14 protein-coding genes and 2 pseudogenes are annotated in these 20182 nt (G+C 71.6%); 9 read left to right on the forward strand and 7 right to left on the reverse strand.

The window, feature by feature from the left end:
- Positions 1 to 17: 17 nt before the first annotated feature.
- The 5 genes from QFZ76_RS44235 to QFZ76_RS44255 form a co-directional block, all read right to left on the reverse strand.
- Positions 18 to 2831, reverse strand: a complete 2814-nt coding sequence (locus tag QFZ76_RS44235; RefSeq protein ID WP_307678980.1) for an NHLP bacteriocin export ABC transporter permease/ATPase subunit — start codon at positions 2829 to 2831, stop codon at positions 18 to 20.
- Position 2832: 1 nt separating this feature from the next.
- On the reverse strand, positions 2833 to 5058 hold the full coding sequence (locus QFZ76_RS44240; protein WP_307678981.1) for an NHLP family bacteriocin export ABC transporter peptidase/permease/ATPase subunit: 2226 nt from the start codon (positions 5056 to 5058) through the stop codon (positions 2833 to 2835).
- A complete protein-coding gene (locus tag QFZ76_RS44245) occupies positions 5055 to 5861 on the reverse strand; it encodes an HlyD family efflux transporter periplasmic adaptor subunit (protein ID WP_307678982.1) in 807 nt (268 codons plus the stop codon). The genes QFZ76_RS44240 and QFZ76_RS44245 overlap by 4 nt, the downstream gene beginning before the upstream one ends.
- 132 nt (positions 5862 to 5993) lie before the next feature.
- Positions 5994 to 6209 (reverse strand): type A2 lantipeptide, encoded by a 216-nt coding sequence (locus QFZ76_RS44250; protein WP_266451191.1) that lies wholly within the window; start codon positions 6207 to 6209, stop codon positions 5994 to 5996.
- Between the two features lie 454 nt (positions 6210 to 6663).
- Entirely contained in the window at positions 6664 to 7077 is a 414-nt protein-coding gene (locus QFZ76_RS44255; RefSeq protein WP_307678983.1) for a PaaI family thioesterase, read from the reverse strand.
- A 185-nt stretch (positions 7078 to 7262) separates the two neighbouring features.
- Here QFZ76_RS44255 and QFZ76_RS44260 point away from each other — a divergent pair, with 185 nt between their 5' ends.
- Positions 7263 to 8621, forward strand: coding sequence for a S1 family peptidase (locus tag QFZ76_RS44260; protein ID WP_307678984.1), 1359 nt, complete (start codon positions 7263 to 7265; stop codon positions 8619 to 8621).
- Positions 8622 to 8724: 103 nt separating this feature from the next.
- Here the strand turns inward: QFZ76_RS44260 and QFZ76_RS44265 are convergent, their stop codons facing one another.
- Positions 8725 to 10878, reverse strand: coding sequence for a SpoIIE family protein phosphatase (locus tag QFZ76_RS44265; protein WP_307678985.1), 2154 nt, complete (start codon positions 10876 to 10878; stop codon positions 8725 to 8727).
- Between the two features lie 303 nt (positions 10879 to 11181).
- Here QFZ76_RS44265 and QFZ76_RS44270 point away from each other — a divergent pair, with 303 nt between their 5' ends.
- From QFZ76_RS44270 to QFZ76_RS44300, 7 genes and pseudogenes are all read left to right on the forward strand, one after another.
- Positions 11182 to 13644 carry a SpoIIE family protein phosphatase gene (locus QFZ76_RS44270; protein ID WP_307678986.1) on the forward strand — a complete coding sequence of 821 codons (2463 nt, stop codon included), beginning with the start codon at positions 11182 to 11184 and terminating at the stop codon, positions 13642 to 13644.
- 57 nt (positions 13645 to 13701) lie between these two features.
- Positions 13702 to 14121: a CBS domain-containing protein gene (locus tag QFZ76_RS44275; RefSeq protein ID WP_307678987.1), complete on the forward strand. Its 420-nt coding sequence runs from the start codon at positions 13702 to 13704 to the stop codon at positions 14119 to 14121.
- 164 nt (positions 14122 to 14285) lie between these two features.
- Positions 14286 to 14465, forward strand: a complete 180-nt coding sequence (locus tag QFZ76_RS44280) for a hypothetical protein (RefSeq protein WP_266451202.1) — start codon at positions 14286 to 14288, stop codon at positions 14463 to 14465.
- 73 nt (positions 14466 to 14538) lie between these two features.
- Positions 14539 to 15098 (forward strand): annotated as a pseudogene (locus tag QFZ76_RS44285) (sugar phosphate nucleotidyltransferase).
- Complete coding sequence (gene rfbB, locus QFZ76_RS44290) at positions 15095 to 16087, forward strand: dTDP-glucose 4,6-dehydratase (protein WP_307678988.1); 993 nt, start codon at positions 15095 to 15097, stop codon at positions 16085 to 16087. The pseudogene QFZ76_RS44285 and the gene rfbB overlap by 4 nt, the downstream one beginning before the upstream one ends.
- Before the next feature lie 29 nt (positions 16088 to 16116).
- Positions 16117 to 16303: pseudogene (locus tag QFZ76_RS44295) on the forward strand (dTDP-4-dehydrorhamnose reductase); the annotation flags it as partial.
- Positions 16290 to 17093, forward strand: coding sequence for a class I SAM-dependent methyltransferase (locus QFZ76_RS44300; protein WP_307678990.1), 804 nt, complete (start codon positions 16290 to 16292; stop codon positions 17091 to 17093). The pseudogene QFZ76_RS44295 and the gene QFZ76_RS44300, both read left to right, overlap by 14 nt.
- Positions 17094 to 17442: 349 nt before the next feature.
- Here the strand turns inward: QFZ76_RS44300 and QFZ76_RS44305 are convergent, their stop codons facing one another.
- Positions 17443 to 19413, reverse strand: coding sequence for a glycosyltransferase (locus tag QFZ76_RS44305; protein ID WP_307678991.1), 1971 nt, complete (start codon positions 19411 to 19413; stop codon positions 17443 to 17445).
- Positions 19414 to 19593: 180 nt separating this feature from the next.
- Between QFZ76_RS44305 and QFZ76_RS44310 the strand changes: the two genes are divergently transcribed.
- Positions 19594 to 20094: a metallophosphoesterase gene (locus QFZ76_RS44310; RefSeq protein WP_307678992.1), complete on the forward strand. Its 501-nt coding sequence runs from the start codon at positions 19594 to 19596 to the stop codon at positions 20092 to 20094.
- Positions 20095 to 20182: the final 88 nt, after the last annotated feature.

Below are 20182 nucleotides of genomic sequence, written 5' to 3' on the forward strand. Positions count from 1 at the left end.
AGCGCCCGGGAGGCGTGCTACGCCAGCTGCCGCCGCACCAGCTCGTGCAGCCGCCCGCCGGTGTCCGCCAGGAGCTGCGCGGGCGGGCCCTGCTGGGCGACCTTGCCGTCCTCCATGACGATCACGCGGTCCGCGTCCAGTACCGTCGACAGGCGGTGCGCGATCACGATCCGGGTGGCGTTGAGGGCCTTGGTGCTCTCGATGACCGTGCGCTGCGTCTCGTTGTCGAGGGCGCTGGTCGCCTCGTCGAAGAAGAGGATGCGCGGACGGCGGATCAACGCCTGGGCGATCATGAGCCGTTGGCGCTGGCCGCCGGAGATGGCGCCGCTGCCCGAGACGATCGTGTGCAGGCCCATCGGCATCCGCTTGATGTCCTCGGCGAGCCCCGCCATCTCGGCCGCCGCGAGGGCCTCCTCCGGCGTGTAGGGCTCGGTGCCGCAGATGACGTCGAGGATGGACCCGGTGAACGGCTGCGCGTGCTGGAGCACCACCCCGCACTGCCGCCGTACGGCGGACTGGTCGAGGGCGGCCAGGTCCTGGCCGTCGTACAGCACACTCCCCGAGACCGGTCGGTCGAAGCCGATCAGCAGCCTGAGCAGGGTCGACTTGCCGCAGCCGCTCGGGCCGACGATCGCCACGAACTCGCCCGGCCGTACGTCGAACGACACGTCGTCGAGGACCAGCGGACCGTCGTCCGAGTAACGGAAGGAGAGCCTGCGGGCCTCGATCCCGCCGGACAGCGGGCCGGGGCGGGTGCTGGCCGTCCGCACCTCGGGCGCGGCCTCCAGCACCGGCTTGATCTCCTCGAACAGCGGCAGCGCGGAGACCGCCGAGACGAAGGAGCCGGTCAGCTGGGTGACCGCCGTCAGCAGCATCGTCACCGAGGTGTTGAAGGTGAGGAACGCGGCCGCCGACATCGCCCCGCGCGCCGGACCCGCCAGCAGCATGAACATCAGCAGGGTGCACAGCGGCAGGTACACCGCGCCCATCACCGCGGTGAGGTTCTTGATGCGGCCGACCTTCTGCTGGAGCTCGCGGCTGCGCGCGAACTCCGAGGCCCAGGCGGCGTAGGCGTAGTTCTCGGCCGCTGCGACCCTGAGCTTCGGCAGGCCGCGCAGGGTCTGGAACGCCTGGTTGTTCAGCTTGTTGCCGAGCACCACGAGGCGCCGCTGCCAGCGCACCTGCCACAGCCCGAGCCCGAGGAAGATCGCGGCGATGACGACGAGCATCCCGATCGCCGCCAACGCCATCGAGGCGCTGTACCAGAACAGCAGTCCCAGGTTCATCGCGCCGACGGTCACCGACTGGGCGATCACCGGACCGAGGCCCGCCATCGTCCGGCGGATCGCGCTGATGCCCATGGCCGCGCTGGCCAGCTCGCCGGTCGAGCGCTCGGTGAAGAACTTGGTCGGCAGCCTCAGCAGGCGGTCCCAGACCGCCGGCTGGAGCGTCGACTCGATCCGGCCCTCCAGACGGAGCATGGTCAGGTTCTGCATCAGCATGAAGGCCGCCGCCACCACGCTGCTGATCATCACCGCCAGACAGACCTGCACGATCAGGTGGGTCTGCGCCTTCGGCACGAACTCGCCGAGCACCTTGCCGGTCGCGATGGGCACCAGCGCCCCGATCGCCACCGTCACCAGACCGCTGATGACGAGGTTCGTCAGGTCGCCGCCCGTGCCGCGCATGCTGAAGCGGAGCAGCCCGAGCGGGGTGAGCGGCCGGTCGGGCAGCGGACGGTAGAACATCACCGCGCGCGGCTCGAACTCCTCCGCGTTCGCCTTCTCGATCGGTGTCTCGCGACCGGTCGCCGGGTGCACGGACACATAGCCGCTCCGCCGCCACAGCAGTGCCACCGGCGCACCGGACAGGGCCCGGTGGCCCACCAGCGGGCCTACGTTGTCCCGCCACCAGCGGCCGTCGAGGCGTACCGACCTGGTGCGCACCCGGGAGGCCAGCGCGATCCGCTCGACCGGGTCGAGCCGGTCGCTCTCGGTGCCGGACTGCGCGGGGTCGGCAAGGGGGATCCCGGCCGCCCGGGCGACCAGCTTGCAGGCCGCGTGGCTGGCGTCCGCGTCGGCGGCCGTCGCACGCTTCGACGACTTCCCGATGGACGCGAGCAGGGTCCGGTCGGCCTGGGCGCGGACCGCCTCACCGGCCTTGATACCGGCGGCCGTACGCGTCTCGTGGGTGTGCTCCAGCTGTTCGATCCACCGGTCCAGCGTGGTCAGCAGCCGGTACTGCTGGTCGACCATGCTCTGCCACACGGCCGGGTCCATCAACAGGTCGGCCGCCGCCTCCGCCCCGTACAGCGAGCCGTACTGCACGCTGCCCGGCGGGACCTGCATCCAGAAGACGTCGTCGTCGGTGGGCGCGGCCGCCCGGTCCGTGGCCATCGGCGCCTGGAAGAGGATGGACAGACTGCGGCCGACGCCCAGGGCGAGGGCGTACTCCAGCGGGCTCGTCGTCGGCGGCACGTACTGGGGATTGCCGTACTCGTCGTAGGACCACGTCTGGGTGTTCGCGGGCTGGTACAGCTCGCGCAGGGTGATGCGGCGCACCACGCAGTCCCGGAGCGGGCGGGCCACCAGGGTGTGCTGGGGCCCGGGGACCGGGCCGAGGAGCAGCGAGCCCGCCTCCAGCCGGCCGAGGTGGTGCCAGTGGCCCTGCCCCTCGGCGTCCACCGCGAACAGGTCCACGGCACCCGCCGCGACCAGCCACAGCACCTGCGGCCCCTCCAGGTCGATCCGGCTCAGGCCGACGCAGTCGACGGGTGTGCCCATGGACCCGAGCGCGCCCAGCACCAGGTCCGGCTCGTGTGCGGTCGTCATCTCACCGCTCCCTGACCAGCTCGGCGTACGCGCCACCGCGCGCCACCAGCTCCTCGTGCCGTCCGCGTTCCACGATCGTGCCGTGCTCGAGTACGACGATCTCGTCGCTGTCGCGCACGGTGCTGAGCCGGTGTGCGATCACCACACAGGCACAGCCGCGCTTGCGCAGGTTGTCCATGACGGTCAGCTCGGTCTCCGCGTCCAGCGCGCTGGTGACCTCGTCCAGGACCAGGATGCTGGGCCTGCGCACCAAGGCCCGGGCGATCTCCAGGCGTTGGCGCTGTCCGCCGGAGAAGTTGCGGCCGTCCTGCTCGACCCTGCTGTGGATGCCGCCGGGGCGGCGCATCACGACGTCGTACAGGGCGGCGTCCCGCAGCGCGTCCACCACGGCGTCGTCGGGGATCGAGGGGTCCCACAGCGCGATGTTGTCGCGGACCGAGCCCTCGAAGAGGAAGACGTCCTGGTCGACGAAGGAGACGGACGCGGCCAGGGCCCCGCGCGGAATGTCGTCGATGCGCTGGTCATCGATACGGATCACGCCCTCCCAGGGCGCGTACAGGCCCGATATCAGCCGGGACACCGTGGACTTGCCGCTGCCGGAACCGCCGACCAGCGCGACCTGCCGGCCCGGGCCGACGGTCAGGTCGAAGCCGGAGAGCAGGGGCTTGTCGAGCGGGTTGTAGCCGAAGGTGATGTTCTGCAGCTCGACATGGCCCTGCAGGCGGCGCGTCGACTCGCCGGCGCCGGGACGGCCGTAGAGCGGGTCGGCCTGGAAGTTCTCCACGTCCTTCAGGCGGGCCACGTCGGCCGCGAAGTCCTGGATGCGGCCCGCGACGCCGTTCAGCCGGGTGATCGGAGCGGTGAAGCGGGTGACGAGCGACTGGAAGGCGACCAGCAGGCCGACCGAGATCCCGCCCTCGATCGCCCGCATCCCGCCGATCCACAGGATCAGCGCGCTGTTCAGCGCCGCCAGCGTCGGTGCGACCACGCCCAGCCAGGCGCTCGGCACACCGAGCCGCTGCTGCTCCTCCAGCGTGGTGGCGTGCTGCCCGGCCCACTTGCGGAAGTAGCCGTCCTCGCCGCCGGTCGCCTTCATCGTCTCGATCAACTGCAGGCCGGTGTACGCCGTGTTGGTGAGCCGGGCGCTGTCGGCGCGCAGCTTCGCCGTACGTGTGGCGCGCAGTTTGATGACGACCCGCATGGCCACGACGTTCAGCAGGGCCACGCCGATGCCGACATAGGTGAGCTGCGGGTCGTACGTGTAGAGCAGCACCGCGTAGAGGACGACGACCACGGCGTCCACGCCCGCCGCCGCCAGGTCGCGGGCCAGCGTCTCGGCCACCTGGTCGTTGGACTGGAGGCGCTGCACCAGGTCGGCCGGGCTGCGCTGGGAGAAGAAGGTGACCGGCAGCCGCAGCAGATGGCGCAGGAAGCGGGCGCTGGAAAGCGTGGAGGAGATGATGCGGCCGTGCAGCAGGTTCGCCTGCTGCAACCAGGTCAGCACCAGGGTGAGCAGCACGGACGCGCCCATCGACGCGAACAGCACGCCGAGCAGGGAGGTCTGGCCCCCGATCAGGAACATGTCGATGTACTGGCGGCTCAGCGCGGGCACCGTCGCGCCGACCACGACCAGCAGCAGGCTCGCCAGCACCGCCGCCGGCATGGTGCCCGCGGTGCCGCGCAGCCGGGCCGGCATCGCGCCCAGCACACCCGGCTTGCGCCCGCCCTTGGTGAAGCCCTCGCCGGGCTCCATGACCAGGACGACACCGGTGAAGCTGCCGTCGAAGTCCTCCATCGGCACGAAACGGCGGCCCTTGCCAGGGTCGTTGATGTACACCCCGCGGCGCCCGAAGCGGCGCCCCATGCCGTCGTAGACGACGTAGTGGTTGAACTCCCAGAACAGGACGGCCGGCGTGCGCACCTCGGCGAGGGCGGCCGTGTCCATCTGCATGCCCTTGGCGGTCAGACCGTAACTGCGGGCCGCCTTGAGCAGGTTGCTGGCCCGTGAGCCGTCCCGGGAGACACCGCAGGCGATGCGCAGCTCCTCCAGCGGGACGTGCTTGCCGTAGTGGCCGAGCACCATCGCCAGGGAGGCGGCGCCGCACTCCACGGCCTCCATCTGGAGCACGGTGGGTGTGCGGACCGTCTTGACCTTGCCGGTGGGGACAGGGCGTCGCTTGGGCGGGGCGGCCCTGCGCCTGCTTCTGGTGTCCTGGGCGGCACTCACGGCAGCAGCCAATCGACGGGACGCTGATCAGCCAGCCGGATCGAGGCATTGGCCGTCGTCATGGAGGTGAGGGAGAACGGCGGCCCGTCCGCGGAGGACCACTGGTAGCCGCTCTTCGTGCCGGACGACTTGTCCAGCCTGACCAGCACGGCCACCGGCCGGCCGTCCTTGGTGAACTGCTCGCCGAGCTGGCTGTCCCCGAGGAACGCGCCGATCTGCTGGGCCGACTGGGCGGAGCGGTCCACCGTCTTCACATGGCCGCGCAGCACGCCGTACTCCTGGGTGGGCACCGAGGAGACGGTCAGGTCCACGGCGGCGTTCGACGGGATGGAGGCCGCGTTCTCGGCGGGGACGTACACGGTGGCGTACAGCGGATCGGTGGCGCGGGCGACCTTCTCGACGGCGGCGACGTTCGCGCCGGTCTGGATGATCTGGCCGATGGTGGCGGCGAGCGCGGTGACCCGGCCCGCGGCGACCGTCCGGACGACGGTGTCGCCCTCGGCCGTACGCACCTTCAGGACGGGGGCGTTGGCGGGCAGCCGCTCGCCCTGTTCGGCGACGACCGCCGTGACCTGGCCGGCCACCGGGCTCTGCAGGATGTAACTGCCCTCGCCATGGGTGAGGATCGCGGGCGCGCCGACCGTGGAGGCCACCGAGCCGGTCACCGCCCACACGGACGCGGCGGCCATGACGACGACCGTCACGGACAACACGAGCCAGCCCTGCGGGCGGGCGAAACGCACCGGAAGGTCGAGCTCCTCCGGCGACTGGAGCTTGGCGAGGGCCTGTTGGCGGAACTGCACGGAACTTCCCTCACCTGCGAACGAGACCTGCGAACGAGTAAGGACCGGCTCGCGCGAGCCGGCTGGTTCACGACAACCGAGAGCCCCGGAGCCGTGTACGGCTCCGGGACTCAACGATCACAGAAGGTGCGATCAGAGACCGGCGACCAGGCTGGTGACCGGGGCGGTGTTCAGGCCGGTGGCACCCTCAACCGTGCCGACAACCGTGTTGACCAGGCCGGAAACCGGGGCGATGCCGTCCACCAGGCCGGTGACGGTGCCCAGGGCGTTCACGGACAGGCCGCCGGAGACGTTGTCGAGGTCGGCGTCGGAGATCTCGACGGTCTCAACCTGGGGGGTGGAGTTCATGATGGAACTTCCCTTCATATGGATATTCACAAGGGGGGAGCGGCACCCCTCTGGGGACAGACGGACGGCCGCGACCGCAGGCACCGGGCACCCGTTTCCGGAAAGCCCTTGGCGGCCCCTGCGGTGCGATGGATCAAAGCACGCTGCGGGTCCGGGCATCCAATCAACCAACCGCCTCACCAGGGCACTTGTGCCCCAGGAGTACCCATCCGTGCAGGAGTGGGCACGGCTTGACGGCGACTTCTTCACACCTGACACGGCCGTGTGCCGGCAGAGGCTCTTGCGCTCCCCGGCGCGAATCCGACACTCCGCGCCAATGACGTGCGGGACACCCCGGCTTGTGCAGATCCTTCGCGAGCGGTGACCTCGTTGGGCATTCGATGTGCAGATTCCCTGGAGCAAGGATTCGACCCGGTGTTCGCGACGGACCGTTGCTGACGGATAGCTGAACGTGTCAGCCCAGGAGTGCGTAGACCGTGCTCGCCCGTGCCGCGATCTGTCCGGACCGCTCGTCGGTCAGCGTGATGTCGGCGAACGCCATCCGGCGGCCCAGCTTGGTGAGGACCGCTTCGATCAGGACATCCGAACCGGTCACCGCCCGCTGGAAGGACGTGGACTGCTGCACCGTCGTCATCGGCCCGTAGGCACCCCGGGCGGCCGACACCGCGATCACGGTGGCCGTGTCGGCGGCGGCCATCAGGGCCTGCCCCGACAGCCCTCCGCCCTCCCGGGACAGGCGGTCCGACCAGGGAAGTCGCAGTGTGGCGCGGTCCTCGCCCAACGCCTCGATCCGCAGCCCCAGTTCGAGGACCCAAGGGGCGAAGTTGTCGGCGAGGATCTTGTCGGCTTCGGCGGTGGTCATCGTCATATGGGGGATTGTTCCCCGCGCCGGGCCGTCGGGTGCGGTCGTGGCCGATTCGGTGTTTCACGCGGGGCGCACGGAAACGGAATTGAACGCGCCGTGAGCCCCGTGCGTACCCACTGCCATCCAGGCGCCCATAACAACTGCCGCACACCGGCAGCAGACTCCGGTCCCTCAGGAGGTCGAGAAGTTTGAGTCACAAGCGAATTCCGAAGCGCAAGGCCGCGTTGGCGGCGGGCAGTGTGGTGGCGCTCGGAGCGGCCGCGATCCTCTTGCCGAACGCCAACGCCTCCCAGGACGGCTCCTCGGACGACACCGCCGCCGCGCCCAGAACCCTCAAGTCGGCGGACGCCTCGGATCTCGCCTCGCAACTCGCCGGACTGCTCGGTGACGCCTTCGCCGGTTCCTACTACGACGCCGACCAGCAGCAGCTCGTCGTCAACGTCATATCCGGCGACAACAACAACGTGATCGTCCAGGCGAAGAAGGCGGGCGCCGCCGTCCGCGAGGTCGACAACAGCATCCGCGAACTCGAGGCCGGCGCCCAGACCCTCAAGTCCGAGGCGACCATTCCGGGCACCGCGTGGGCCGTGGACCCCAGGACCAACAAGATCCTGGTCACCGCCGACAGCACGGTCACCGGCGCCAACTGGGACACCCTGGAGTCGACCGTCGAGAGCCTCGGCTCCGGCATGGCCACCATCAAGAAGTCGGCCGGCACGTTCAAGACGTTCCTCTCCGGCGGTGACGCCATCTTCGGCGGCGGCGCACGCTGCTCGGCGGGCTTCAACGTCACCGCGGGCGACGGCAGCCCCGCCTTCCTGACCGCCGGTCACTGCGGGGTCGCGGAGGCCGCCTGGTCCGACACCCAGGACGGTGAGCCGATCGCCACCGTCGACCAGGCCACGTTCCCCGGTGACGGCGACTTCGCGCTCGTCAAGTACGACGACCCCGCGACGGTGGCGCCCAGCGAGGTCAACCTCGGCGACCAGACCGTGCAGATCTCCCAGGCCGCGGACGCCGAGGTCGGCCTCGAGGTGTTCCGGATGGGTAGCACCACCGGGCTGAGCGACGGCCAGGTCCTCGGACTCGACGCCACCGTCAACTACCCGGAGGGCACCGTCACCGGGCTCATCCAGACCGACGTCTGTGCCGAACCCGGCGACAGCGGCGGTTCCCTGTTCACCCAGGACGGTCTCGCGATCGGCCTGACCTCGGGTGGCAGCGGCGACTGCACGGTCGGCGGCGAGACCTTCTTCCAGCCGGTCACCACCGCACTGACGGCGGTCGGCGCGACGCTCGGCGCGGGTGACGCGGCGGGCGGCGAGGAAGCCGGAGCGGGCGAAGAAGCCGGCGCCGGTGAAGAAGCCGGAGCAGGCGAAGAGGCCGGGGCCGGTGAAGAAGCCGGAGCGGGCGAAGAGGCCGGCGCCGGTCAGGAAGTCGGCGGCGAAGAGGCCGGCGGCGAAGCGGTCGGCGGTGAGGAAGCCGGTACCGGTGACGACACCGGCACGGGCGTCGAGGACGGCTCCGGCCTGACCGAGACCAACTGACCACGTGTCGGGAGCGGTTCGCCCCCACTGAGCCGCTCCCGGCGCGCGACGACACGGACCGGTCCGGCCCTCCGGCGGGAGGGCCGGACCGGTCCGTCCCGCGTCAGCCCTCCGCCCGCGCCCTCAGCAGCAGCAGCGCCACGTCGTCGCTCCGCTCCTGCGTGGCCGCGCTGTGGCGGACGAGTTCGTCGGCCAACTCGTCCAGGGGCCGGTCCCCGGCCTCGGCCAGCCGTCGGCCCAGCGCGGCGAGCGCGTCCTCGATGTCGACGCCGGGCGACTCGATCAGCCCGTCGGTGTAGAGGACGAGCACACTGCCGGGAGCCAGGTCCACCTCCGTGGTCGGATACACCGCGGAGCCGTCGATGCCCAGCAGCGGCCCGCCGGCCAGGTCCAGCACCCGCACCCGCCCGTCGGGACGGCGCAGCAACGGCGGCGGATGTCCCGCCCGGGCCATCACGGCCCGCCCGCGCTCCGGATCGAGCCGCAGATACAGACAGCTGGCGAAGAGATCCGAACCGAGGTCGATCAGCAGCCGGTTGGTGCTGCGCATGACCTCCTCGGGAGCCTGTCCCACGGTCGTGTACGCGCGTACGGCGGTACGGATCTGTCCCATCAGCCCGGCAGCGGTGACGTTGTGGCCCTGCACGTCCCCGATCACCGCCGCCGCCGGCCCCTGCCCCCGCACCAGGTCGTAGAAGTCGCCGCCGATCTCCATGCCGCGGGTGGCCGGAAGGTAGCGCGCCGCCGCGTCGATACCGGGCAGCCGCGGCAGCGAATGCGGCAGCAGGGCCTGCTGCAGGCCGTGCGCCAACTGGTGCTTGACGTCGTAGAGCACGGCCCGCTCCAGCGCCTGGGCGATCAGCCCGCCCAGGCTCGTCAGCACCGCCCGCTCGTCCGCGGGGAAGGGGTGCGGCTCGGCGTAGGCGAGCACACACGTGCCCACCGGGCGGCCGGAGGCGATCAGCGGCAGATACGCCCAGGACGCGAAGCCGTCCGGCGTCGCGTGCCGCGCCGGATACAGCCGCTCCAGCTCCTGCCGGGAGTCGAAGAATGCGGGCACCCCGCTGGTCAGGACATGCGTGCCGGGCGTCTGTTCGGTCAGCGGCAGCCCGTCGAAGCGTTCCACGAGGTGCGGGTCCTCATATCCGCGGTGCCCCAGCACATGCAGGCGGCCGGCCCGGGAACCGAGGACGACCAGCGCCTGGCTGCCCACGGCCGGAGCGATCTCGTCCGCGACCAGCTGCACCACGTCCTGCACGCTCACCGCCTCGGTGAGCGCCCCGGCCAGGCTCAGCACCTGGGAGATGGTCACGAGCCGGGACGGGGCGTCACCGGGCCGCGGCCCCACCCGTCTCATCTCCGCCACCGCCCGCGCCCGGCTGATGCGCACGCTCAGACCGGTCGTGCTCGGATACAGGCGGAACGACAGCCAGTCGTCCGGCGGGCGCAGCGCCACGAACGACGTGGTGTGCTGGCTCAGCAGCGCGGCCCGGTAGCGGTCCTCGTACGCCGGGTCGTTGAGCCAGGGAACCGACGCCCACAGCGTGGATCCCAGCAACTGGTTCACCGGCACGCCCATCAGCTCGGCGGCGGCCGTGTTGGCGAAGGAGACCAGCCCGTGCAGATCGAGCGAGCACAGCCCGTACGGCAGCCGCGCCACCATCCGCGCCGCCTCCACCGTGCCGAGGGTGCCGGCCGCGCCGCCCACCGTCGGCGCGGCCAGCAGATCGGGTTCGGAGTGCAGCGGGACGCTGTCCTCGACGGCCCGCTCCAGCCGTACCGCCAACCGGTCGCAGGCCGCGGTCAGATGGTCCCGCTCCCGCTCGGACAGCTCCGGCGGATGCGAGCCGGGCCAGGTCACGAAGACCGCGCCGTACTGGGTGGTCCTGGTGGCGACGGGCACCGCGGCCAGCGCGAAGGGGTAGGGCAGCACGACCGCGATCCGCGGATAGAGGCGCGCCATGTCCTCCTCGCCGCCCACCCAGACCAGCCGCCGCTCGCGCACCGCCTCGGCCACCGGGATCGGCGCACTCACCCCCACCCGCTCCCACGGCGCCGCGAACGCCCGGGGCAGCCCCGCCATCACCGCCATCTCCAGCACCGAGGCGTCGTCCGCCAGCAGATACACAGCCCCGGAGTGTGCGTGGACCTCGTCCATCATCGCCGCCAGCGCCAGCGACAGGAGGGGCCGGCCGACGCGGGTCCTCGCGGTCACCGACGCCTGCCCGGACGTCTGCCCGTCGGACACGCCGACCACCTCCTCGCCCGGCCGAGCGACGGTTCCCAGGGCTCAAATCTGCCCCCTGGAGGCCCGTCCCGCACGGCGAGCGGCGTCCGGGCACATCGGCGCCGGCTCGCGTACGGCACAGGAATGCCCGCGGCACGGTGAAGCCGCCCGAGTACCCCGTCCGTCCCCGCCCATACCTCCACAGGCGATGCACGAGGCGGCGTACGAGCGCTGCCCGTGCGCCCCCCGCTCCTCGTGGTGGAGCGCGGAACAGCGGCCCGTGGCTGCACCGAATGGTCACAGGGGCTGCGCAGGTGCCCCATAAGCGTTGTAATGGCGGACGTGGTCAGTGAGGGCGCGGCGGGACGCGGAACAAGAACGCTGCGCGCCGAAATCGCCCTCGCCTCGCTCATGGACGACCAGGACTCACCCGAACGGCTCCGTCGCGTCCTCGAACAGGCGCTCGTCTTCGCGCGGGCGACGTTCGCCGCCGTGTACACCCCGGGCGAGGACGGCGATCAGCTCTGCCTGGTCGAGTCGGCCGGCGTGCCCAGGAGGCTGTACGGGCTGCGCGACACCTACGCCCGCTCCGGCCGTTCCCCGGTGGCCGTCGCCCTGCGCGACGCACGGCCCGTGTGGCTCGGCCCCGAAGAGCTCGCGGCCTGCGCCGAGTCCCGGCGGGCACCCGCGCGGGAGTTCCATCTGGCGGCCCTGCCCAGGCACGGCGACGCCCGCGGGGCCTGCCTGCTCGCGGTCAGCGAGGACCCGGCCGGCTTCGACACCGACGGCCGCAAGTGCCTCGAACTGATCGCCGACGCCGGAGCCGTCGACGTACCCGCCCCGGGCGAGCGAACCGAGGGCGGCGAGCTGTCCGCGGGCGCCTTCAGCCTCGCCATGGACACCGGTCGCGTCGAGGTCGGCGGCGAGATCCTGGAGCTGTTCGGAATCGGCCCCGACGAGTTCGACGGCAAGGTCGAGACCCTGCTCGGCCTGACCGTGCCGGAGGACCTCCCCTCGCTGATGTCCGTGGTGGAGGCCGACCACATGTCCATCGGCGAGCGCGAACTCGAGTTCCGGGTCCTGCAGCCCACCGGACCACCCAGATGGCTCAGGCTGCGCGGCCATCTCCTGCCCGGCGGCGACGGCCGCCCGGCACGGCTCGTGGGCACCCTCGCCGACGCCTCCACACTGCGCTCCGACGTCACCGACGTGGCCCGCGTCCAGCGCCTGGCCGCCGCCCTCGCCATCGCGGGCACCGTCCGTGACGTCAGCCAGGCCGTCGTCTCCGCCCTGCGCGGGCCGCTGCGGGCCGACCGGATCGCCCTCGCCGAGCTGGAGGGCGACCGGCTCGTCGTCACCGTCCTCGACCCGCCCGAACCGGAGTTCTGGCCCGAGCTGTGGCGCACCGAGTGGCGCTCCGAATGGCCCGACGCGCCCGTCCGCTCCATGCCCACCCTCGCCGCCGCCCTGCGCGAGGGCCGCGCCCAGATCTGGCCCGCCGGCACCGCCCTGGAACCCGCCCTCGCCGAGGTCGGCCCCGGCGGCCTCGCCGTGCTGCCGCTGCCCGGAGTCGGCCGCATGGCCGGCGCCTGTCTCATCGGCTGGGACACCCCGCACGACTTCGGCCCCGACGAACGCGCCCTGCTCACCGCCTCCGCGGGCCTCGCCGGGCAGGCCCTGATGCGCGCCCACGCCTTCGACGCCGAGCACGAACTCGTCGGCATGCTCCAGCGCCAGCTGCTGCCACGCCGCCTGCCCAAACTGCCCGGCGCGGTCGCCGTCGCCCGCTACCTGCCGAGCACGGCGGGCCTCGAACTCGGCGGCGACTGGTACGACGTGATCCCGCTGCCCGACAACCACGTCGCCCTCGTCATCGGCGACGTCCAGGGCCACAGCGCGGGCGCCGCCACCCTCATGGGCCAGATGCGCACCGCCCTGCGCGCCTACGCCGTCGAGGGCCACCCCCCGGACGTGGTCGTCTCCCACGCCAACCGCCTCCTCATGGACATGGAGACCGACCTCTTCGCCACCTGCGCCTACGTCGACGTCGACCTGGAGGAGGGCTCCGCCTGGTACGTGCGCGCCGGACATCTCCCGCCGGTGCTGCGCCACCCGGACGGCGGCACCGAGATCCCCGAGGCGGACAGCGGCCCGCCGCTCGGCGTGGTGCGGCAGGCCGACTTCCCGATGAGCCCGCTGCGGCTGCCACCCGGCACGGTCCTCGCCCTGACCACGGACGGCCTGGTCGAGTCCCACGACGCCGACATCGACGAGGGCATGGACCGCTTCGCCCACGAACTGGCCGTCTCCGACCCCGCCCACCTCGGACTCGTCGCCGACGCCCTGCTCGGCAACGCCCGCCGCAGCGACGACGTCGCCCTGCTCCTGCTGCGCTACGACGGCATGGCCGTGCGCCCGCAGCGCGAGGGCTGGACCGTGTGGCGCGTCCCCCAGGCCGTCGGGCAGGCCCGCCGCTTCACCCGCCGCACCCTGCGCAGCTGGGGTGTCCCGGCCGACGCCATGGACGCCGTCCTGCTCGTCGTCTCCGAGCTCGTCACCAACGCCCTCGTCCACACCGACGGCAGGGTCCGCCTGGACCTCATGCGCATCAACCACCGGCTGCGCGTCGCCGTCGCCGACTCCTCCGCGCGCACCCCCGTCAAGCCGACCAGCATCGGCTGGGAGGCCACCGGCGGCCGCGGCATCCTCCTCGTCGAGGCCATGTCGACGGCATGGGGGACCGTGCCCGTCAGCGGCGGCAAGCAGGTGTGGAGCGAGATCCCGCTGGAGGGGTGACGACGGCCCGCTCACCGGGGTACCCGGGGCAGGGAACCCCGAGCAGAGAGGCATGCCATGACCCAGCACGTCAGCGACATCATGACCAGCGCTCCGGTCACCGTGGAACCGCGGACCTCCGTGACGGCGGTTGCCCGGATCATGCGCGACCAGGACCTGGGAGCCGTCATCGTCACGGACGGCGACGAACTGCGCGGCCTGGTCACCGACCGCGACCTGGTGGTCCGCTCGCTCGCCGAGGGCGGCGACCCCGAGCAGACCACCGTGGCCGGCGCCTGCAGCGACGACCTGGTCACCCTGACCCCCGAGGACGACGTGGCCCACGCCGTCGAGCTCATGCGTGAGCACGCCGTACGCCGCCTCCCGGTCGTCGAGGGCGGCCGCCCCGTCGGCATCGTCGCCCTGGCCGACCTGGCGATGGAACGCGACCCCGATTCGGCCCTGGGCGACATCAGTGCGGCCCGCCCCAACACCTGAGGACGACAACACGCACGCAAGTGCGAACCGGTGCCCCGCAAGGGGGGGCACCGGTTTGCCCGTGCGGCCGCAGGGGACTCGGTGGCACAGCACGGAAGGACGGAGCGCCCCGGCCCCGCGGGAGGGTGAGGGCAGTACCGGACGCAGAAAGAAGATGAAACGCCGTGAGTGCGCAGACCAGTGAGAAACCCGTTGCCCGTAGGCCCGAGACCGGCTGGTCGAGGGCCCGTCGCCTGCGCGGCGAGCGCATCCTGCGAACCTGCCTGCCCGCGTTGGCGGACGAAAGCACCCAGCGCGTGGCGCAGCCGGGAGCCGAGGGGAACATCTTCAGGGGCGAGGACTGACCGCTGTGCGGTGGCTGTGACACGGGCGCCACGCGGTCGCCATGGTCCGTTCGACCGGGCTATGGTGACGCAGATGAAGGCTCTCGTGTTGTCCGGCGGCGCCGGTACACGGTTGAGGCCGATCACACATACGTCGGCCAAACAGCTGGTGCCCGTTGCTAACAAAGCTGTCCTCTTCTACGGCCTGGGGGAAGCGGTCGGCGACGGCTCGAAGTTCGGGCTGGACATCACCTACCTCCCCCAGGAAAGACCCCCCGGCCTCGTCGACGAGTTCCGCGCGCACCGGCCCGACGCCCAGATCCTGCTCAGGAGAAGCCGGAACACCCCAGGAGCGATCTCGCCCTGGTCGGGGTGTACTGGTTCACTCCCGCCACCCACGCCATCCAGCACCTCATCGACGTCCGCGCCGACGTACGTTCCACCGTCATCCAGGGCTACTGGAAGGACACCGGGAACGTCGAGGACATGCTGGAGGTCAACCGCAGGACCCTGGAGACCAGCGACTCCTGCGTCGGACCCTTCACCTCCATCGCGGAGAACTGCCGTGTCACCGGGGTGACCTCGGCACCCAGCGTGCCCAGCGCCCACCGTCTCGTCCTCGGAGACCACAGCAAGGTGCAGATCCACTCATGAACCTCCTCGTCACCGGTGCCGCCGGGTTCATCGGCTCCACCTACGTGCGCACGCTGCTCGCGGGCGACGCGCCCGATGCGGCCGACGCACCCCGTGTCACCGTGCTCGACAAGCTCACCTACGCCGGCACCCTCGACAACCTCGAACTCGACCATCCCCGCCTGGAGTTCGTCCAGGGAGACATCCGCGACGCGGAACTCGTCGACAAGCCGCTGGCCGACGCCGACCAGGTCGTCCACTTCGCCGCCGAGTCGCACGTCGACCGCTCGATCACCGGCGCGGACGACTTCGTGCTCACCAACGTGGTCGGCACCCAGACCCTGTTGGACGCGGCCCTGCGGCACGACGCGGCACCCTTCGTACATATTTCCACCGACGAGGTCTACGGCTCCGTCGAGACCGGCGCGGCAACGGAGGAGGACCTGCTGCGGCCCAGCTCCCCGTACTCCGCCTCCAAGGCGTCGTCCGACCTGCTCGCCCTCGCCTACCACCACACCCACGGCCTGGACGTCCGCGTCACCCGCTGCTCCAACAACTACGGCCCGCACCAGTTCCCCGAGAAGGTCGTCCCGCTCTTCATCACCAACCTCCTCGACGGGAAGAACGTCCCGCTGTACGGCGAGGGCCTCAACGTCCGTGACTGGCTGCACGTCGAGGACCACTGCCAGGGCGTCGACCTCGTGCGCACCAAGGGCCGCGCGGGCGAGGTCTACAACATCGGCGGCGGCACCGAACTGAGCAACACGGAGCTGACCGGCCTGCTGCTGGAGGCCTGCGGGGCCGACCGGGACCGCGTCGACCGGGTCGCCGACCGCAAGGGCCACGACCTGCGCTACGCCGTCGACTGGTCCAAGGCCCGCACCGAACTCGGCTACCACCCCCGGCACGACTTCACCGCCGGCCTCGCCGCCACCGTCGCCTGGTACCGGGACAACCGCGCCTGGTGGGAGCCGCTCAAACGGCGAGCCGCACTCCAGGGCGCGTCATGAGCCGGCCGCTCACCGGCGCGGGCGGCATACCCCACCCCACCGACTCCGGCGAGGCCACCTGGTACGACCCGGCCCGTGAGGCGTTCCGCCTCCTCGGCGCCGACCCCGACCGGGTGCGCCCCGTCGGCAGCGAGGCCCCCGGGCCCGCACCCCGCATCACCCTGAACAACGCCCTTCCCCGGATCCGCAAGGAGTCCCCTGCGTGAAACGCCATGAGTTCCTGCGGGAGCTGCACAAGGTCAGCGCCAACCGCAACTACCTCGAAATCGGGGTCAACGACGGCCGCAGTCTGACCCTGTCCCGCGTCCCCAGCATCGCGATCGACCCCGCGTTCAAGGTGGTCACCGAGATCCGGTGCGACGTCCACCTGGTGAAGGCCACCAGCGACGACTTCTTCGCCCGGGACAACCCGCTCGGCCACCTCAAGGGCGGCCGTCACCCGGTGCGCAACCTGCGCCGCGGCCGCAGTCCGATCGGCTACTGGCGGCGCACCACCCTCGACCTGTCGTTCATCGACGGCATGCACCTGTTCGAGTTCGCGCTGCGCGACTTCATGAACGTGGAGAAGCACTCCGACTGGTCGAGCGTGATCGTCCTCGACGACATGCTGCCCCGCAACATCGACGAGGCCGCCCGCGACCGGCACACCGGCGCCTGGACGGGCGACGTCTACAAGGTCGCCGAGATCCTCGGCCGCTACCGCCCCGACCTGGTCACCGTCTTCGTCGACACCCAGCCCACCGGTCAGCTCGTCGTGTTCGGCGCCGACCCGGACAACACGGTGCTGCACGACAAGTATGACGAGATCATGGCCGAGTTCGACGTGCCGGACCCGCAGAAGGTCCCCGAGGCGATCCTGGAACGAGTCCGGGCGGTGCCGCCGAAGGACCTGCTGCAGGCGCCCTTCTGGGGCCCGCTGGCCAAGGCCCGCAACCTCGGCGTCGGCCGCTCCCGCGGCTGGGAGCCGCTGCGCACGGCCCTGGAGAAGGTCGCCGTCAGCCGCTGACGCCCGGACCGCACGGGCCCTCGTAGAAAGCGGAGCAGGTCCGGTACGACAGTCAACGGCCCGGACCGCTCCGCCTCCGCGAGCGACCCCCTCCCGGCGATGCCCGTGCGGGCAGGCGAAGACCGAGGGTCCCGACTCCTGGGAACCTCGGTCTTCAGTGATCGTGCGTTCTCGGGCCCTCCAGGGACCCGCCCCGGCACGCGCCGTGCCCCGCGTGGCGGTCGCTGTACGGCGATGGGACCGTGCGGGCGCAGGACCGGATCGCTCCGCCTCGGCGATGTTGTGCGGGAAGACGAAGACCGAGGGCCCCGACTTCCGGGAGCCCTCGGTCTTCGGTGTTCGTGCGCTGTCAGGTCCTCCAGGCCCTGACCTGGGAGGCGGCTTTCCTGCGGACCCGCCCCAGCACGCGCCGTGCCCCGCGTGACAGCCGCTGGACGGCACTGGGACCGGCCGGGCGAACCACTTGTACTCCGCCTCCGCCCACGCGCAGAGCCGGCGGGAGTGCCAGGAAGCGCGGCTCGGCGTTGGCGGGCGGGGCCGGGCTCAGCGCGATCCGCCAGAGCCCGCGCTGGAGGTCGGCGACGGGCAGTACGGCCTCCAGCAGCGCCCCGGAGCCGTCCCGGGACGGCGACAGCGTGCCGGGGATTTCGTGGCGGGCCGGGCCGGTGAGCCGCAGCAGCACATCGGTGTTGCCGGGCAGGTGCAGCGGCAGGGGCGCGCGCAGCCGGTCGCGGGTGACGGTGACGTCTTCGGCGGACACGCCCCCGAGACCCACCCGCTTGTCCGCGTTGTCGACGGCCAGGGCCAGGTTGGCGTGCGGGTCGGTCCAGTACGGCAGCACGACCCGGCCGGCCACCACACCGGCGGACGCGGCCGTCCGGTCCCTGCGGAGGACCGGACGGACCGGACCCAGACGGCAGTCCTTGGTCCAGCCGCCCAGCTTCACCCGGAGGAAGAAGTCCCACAGCCCGGCGCCCGCCGGGACGCCGTCGGCGGCGGTCGCCGGGTCGACGACGGCCGAGTTGCGCAGCACCAGGCGGACGCGCTCGCCGTTGTCCCCGACCGGGACGATCTCCCGGGTGACCTCGCCCGGCTGGAAGTACTGTGCGGAGGTGGCACGTTCCCGCAGCAGCAGGTCCGCCGTGGCCGTGTGGAAACGGGCGACGCTGTCGGCCGCCACCCGTGAGATGGCGTCGGCGACGTCCCGGGGCGGACCGGCCGACGGGGTACCGGCCGGGTCGGACGGAAACGTCATCGGCTCACCGCCGACCGTGTATTCGACGGCGAAGTCGACACGCAGCGTCCCGTCCTCCCACCGCACGCCCGCGGGCTCGGCCCTGAGGGCGACGGAGGCCTCCCACTCGGCGAACGCCACCACGTCGTCGTACCGGTCGGCGGCGATCAGCGCGGCGACGATCCGCTGCGTCGGCGGGAGCCCCGCCACGACGCCGGGCCCGAAGCGCTCGACGACGACTTTGTGGATCTCGTCGAACAGCTCCCTGCGGTAGTCCACGGGCAGCTTGAGCAGTCGTCGGCCGCGCATGCGCTCGACCATCTCGTTGCGCAGCCAGCGCCGCAGGAGCCGGTCGCGCAGCGGTCCCGGCTCGGTGTACTCCTCGACGACGTCGAGGGCCTCGCGGAGGTTCTTGAAGTACCCGCCGGGATCGAAGCGCTGGAACCCGGCGTTGGACGCGTCGTCCCGTCTGACGTGGTAGTAGCAGACGTAGTCGCTGAGCACGGAAACGTTACTCGCGCGCAAATACGCTTCTGTGACGAACACATGGTCCTCGAGGCGCCGCCTGCCTTCCGGGAACCTCAGTCCGATGTCGTCGAGGAACTTCCGGCGGAACATCTTGTGCGGGGTGAGGCTGTCGATCAGGGGGGCGTTCTCGACGGTGGCGCGCGGATGGTTGCGGCGGAACAACTCCACCGGAACCCCCCGGCCCTTGCCGGCCATCTTGCCGACGACGACGTCGGCGTCGTTGGCCACCCCGTAGTCGTACATCCGTTCAAGGGCCTCGTCGCCGAGGTAGTCGTCGTTGTCGACGAACATCACATATTCGCCCTCGGCTGCGGCGATGCCCACATTGCGGGGCTTGCCGGACCAGCCGGAGTTCTCCTGGTGGACGACCGTCACCCGGGGGTGCTCGGCGGCCACCGCGTCGAGCCGGGCGGGCGTGCCGTCGGTGGAACCGTCGTCGACGAAGAGCACCTCGTACTCGTCGGGAGGCAGTGACTGTCTCAGCAACGAGGCGATGCAGTCCTCGATGTAGGCCCCGGGGTTGTAGACGGGAACGATGACGCTGACCTTCACCGGCATCGGGCTCCAGGCCCCCTCAGTTCGCTTGCCGTGGGTGTCGCTGGTACGCGTTGGCAGATGCTAACGCCACCGAGCCCTTTGTCCATCTCCGGCCCCCGTCGAGGACGCGTGGCGTGTCCCGGCGGCGGGGTCGCGGCGGGCCTGCGGATCCCGTCGTCGTCGCGCGGGTAACCTGGCGCGGTGCGCCTGCTGTTGATGTCCGACACCCACCTCCCACGGCGGGCCAAGGAGCTTCCCGCGCCGCTGCTCGCCGAACTCCCGCGCGCCGACGTCGTGTTCCACGCCGGGGACTGGGTCGATACGGCCACCCTCGACCTGCTGGAGGCCCGCAGCGCCCGGCTCGTCGCCGTGTACGGCAACAACGACGGACCTCAGCTGCGCGCCCGGCTCCCCGAGGTGGCGTACGCCGAACTCGGCGGCCTGCGCTTCGCCGTCGTCCACGAGACGGGCGCCGCCCAGGGCCGTGAGGCACGCTGCGCCGCCCGCTTCCCCGACACCGACGTCCTGGTCTTCGGGCACAGCCACATCCCCTGGGACACCACCGCCCCCACGGGGCTGCGCCTGCTCAACCCCGGCTCGCCGACCGACCGCCGCCGCCAGCCGCACTGCACCTACATGACCGCCACGGTGGCCGACGGCCGCCTCATGGACGTACATCTGCACCGCCTGCCCCCGCGGTAAGGAACCGGGCAACCGTTCCGTCATCCGTCATCCGTCGGGCCGCGCCTACCCCTGGGCAGCGGCTCCACACCGCCAATTCGTTGGACAT

Source organism: Streptomyces sp. V4I2 (assembly GCF_030817655.1).
Classification (GTDB): domain Bacteria; phylum Actinomycetota; class Actinomycetes; order Streptomycetales; family Streptomycetaceae; genus Streptomyces; species Streptomyces plumbiresistens.

Coding starts and splice junctions, on each gene's coding strand:
- QFZ76_RS44270 (WP_307678986.1), top strand. CDS start 11,182: ATGGCGGACGTGGTCAGTGAGGGCGCGGCGGGACGCGGAACAAGAACG.
- QFZ76_RS44250 (WP_266451191.1), bottom strand. CDS start 6,209: ATGAACTCCACCCCCCAGGTTGAGACCGTCGAGATCTCCGACGCCGAC.
- QFZ76_RS44305 (WP_307678991.1), bottom strand. CDS start 19,413: ATGCCGGTGAAGGTCAGCGTCATCGTTCCCGTCTACAACCCCGGGGCC.
- QFZ76_RS44255 (WP_307678983.1), bottom strand. CDS start 7,077: ATGACGATGACCACCGCCGAAGCCGACAAGATCCTCGCCGACAACTTC.
- rfbB (WP_307678988.1), top strand. CDS start 15,095: ATGAACCTCCTCGTCACCGGTGCCGCCGGGTTCATCGGCTCCACCTAC.
- QFZ76_RS44235 (WP_307678980.1), bottom strand. CDS start 2,831: ATGACGACCGCACACGAGCCGGACCTGGTGCTGGGCGCGCTCGGGTCC.
- QFZ76_RS44275 (WP_307678987.1), top strand. CDS start 13,702: ATGACCCAGCACGTCAGCGACATCATGACCAGCGCTCCGGTCACCGTG.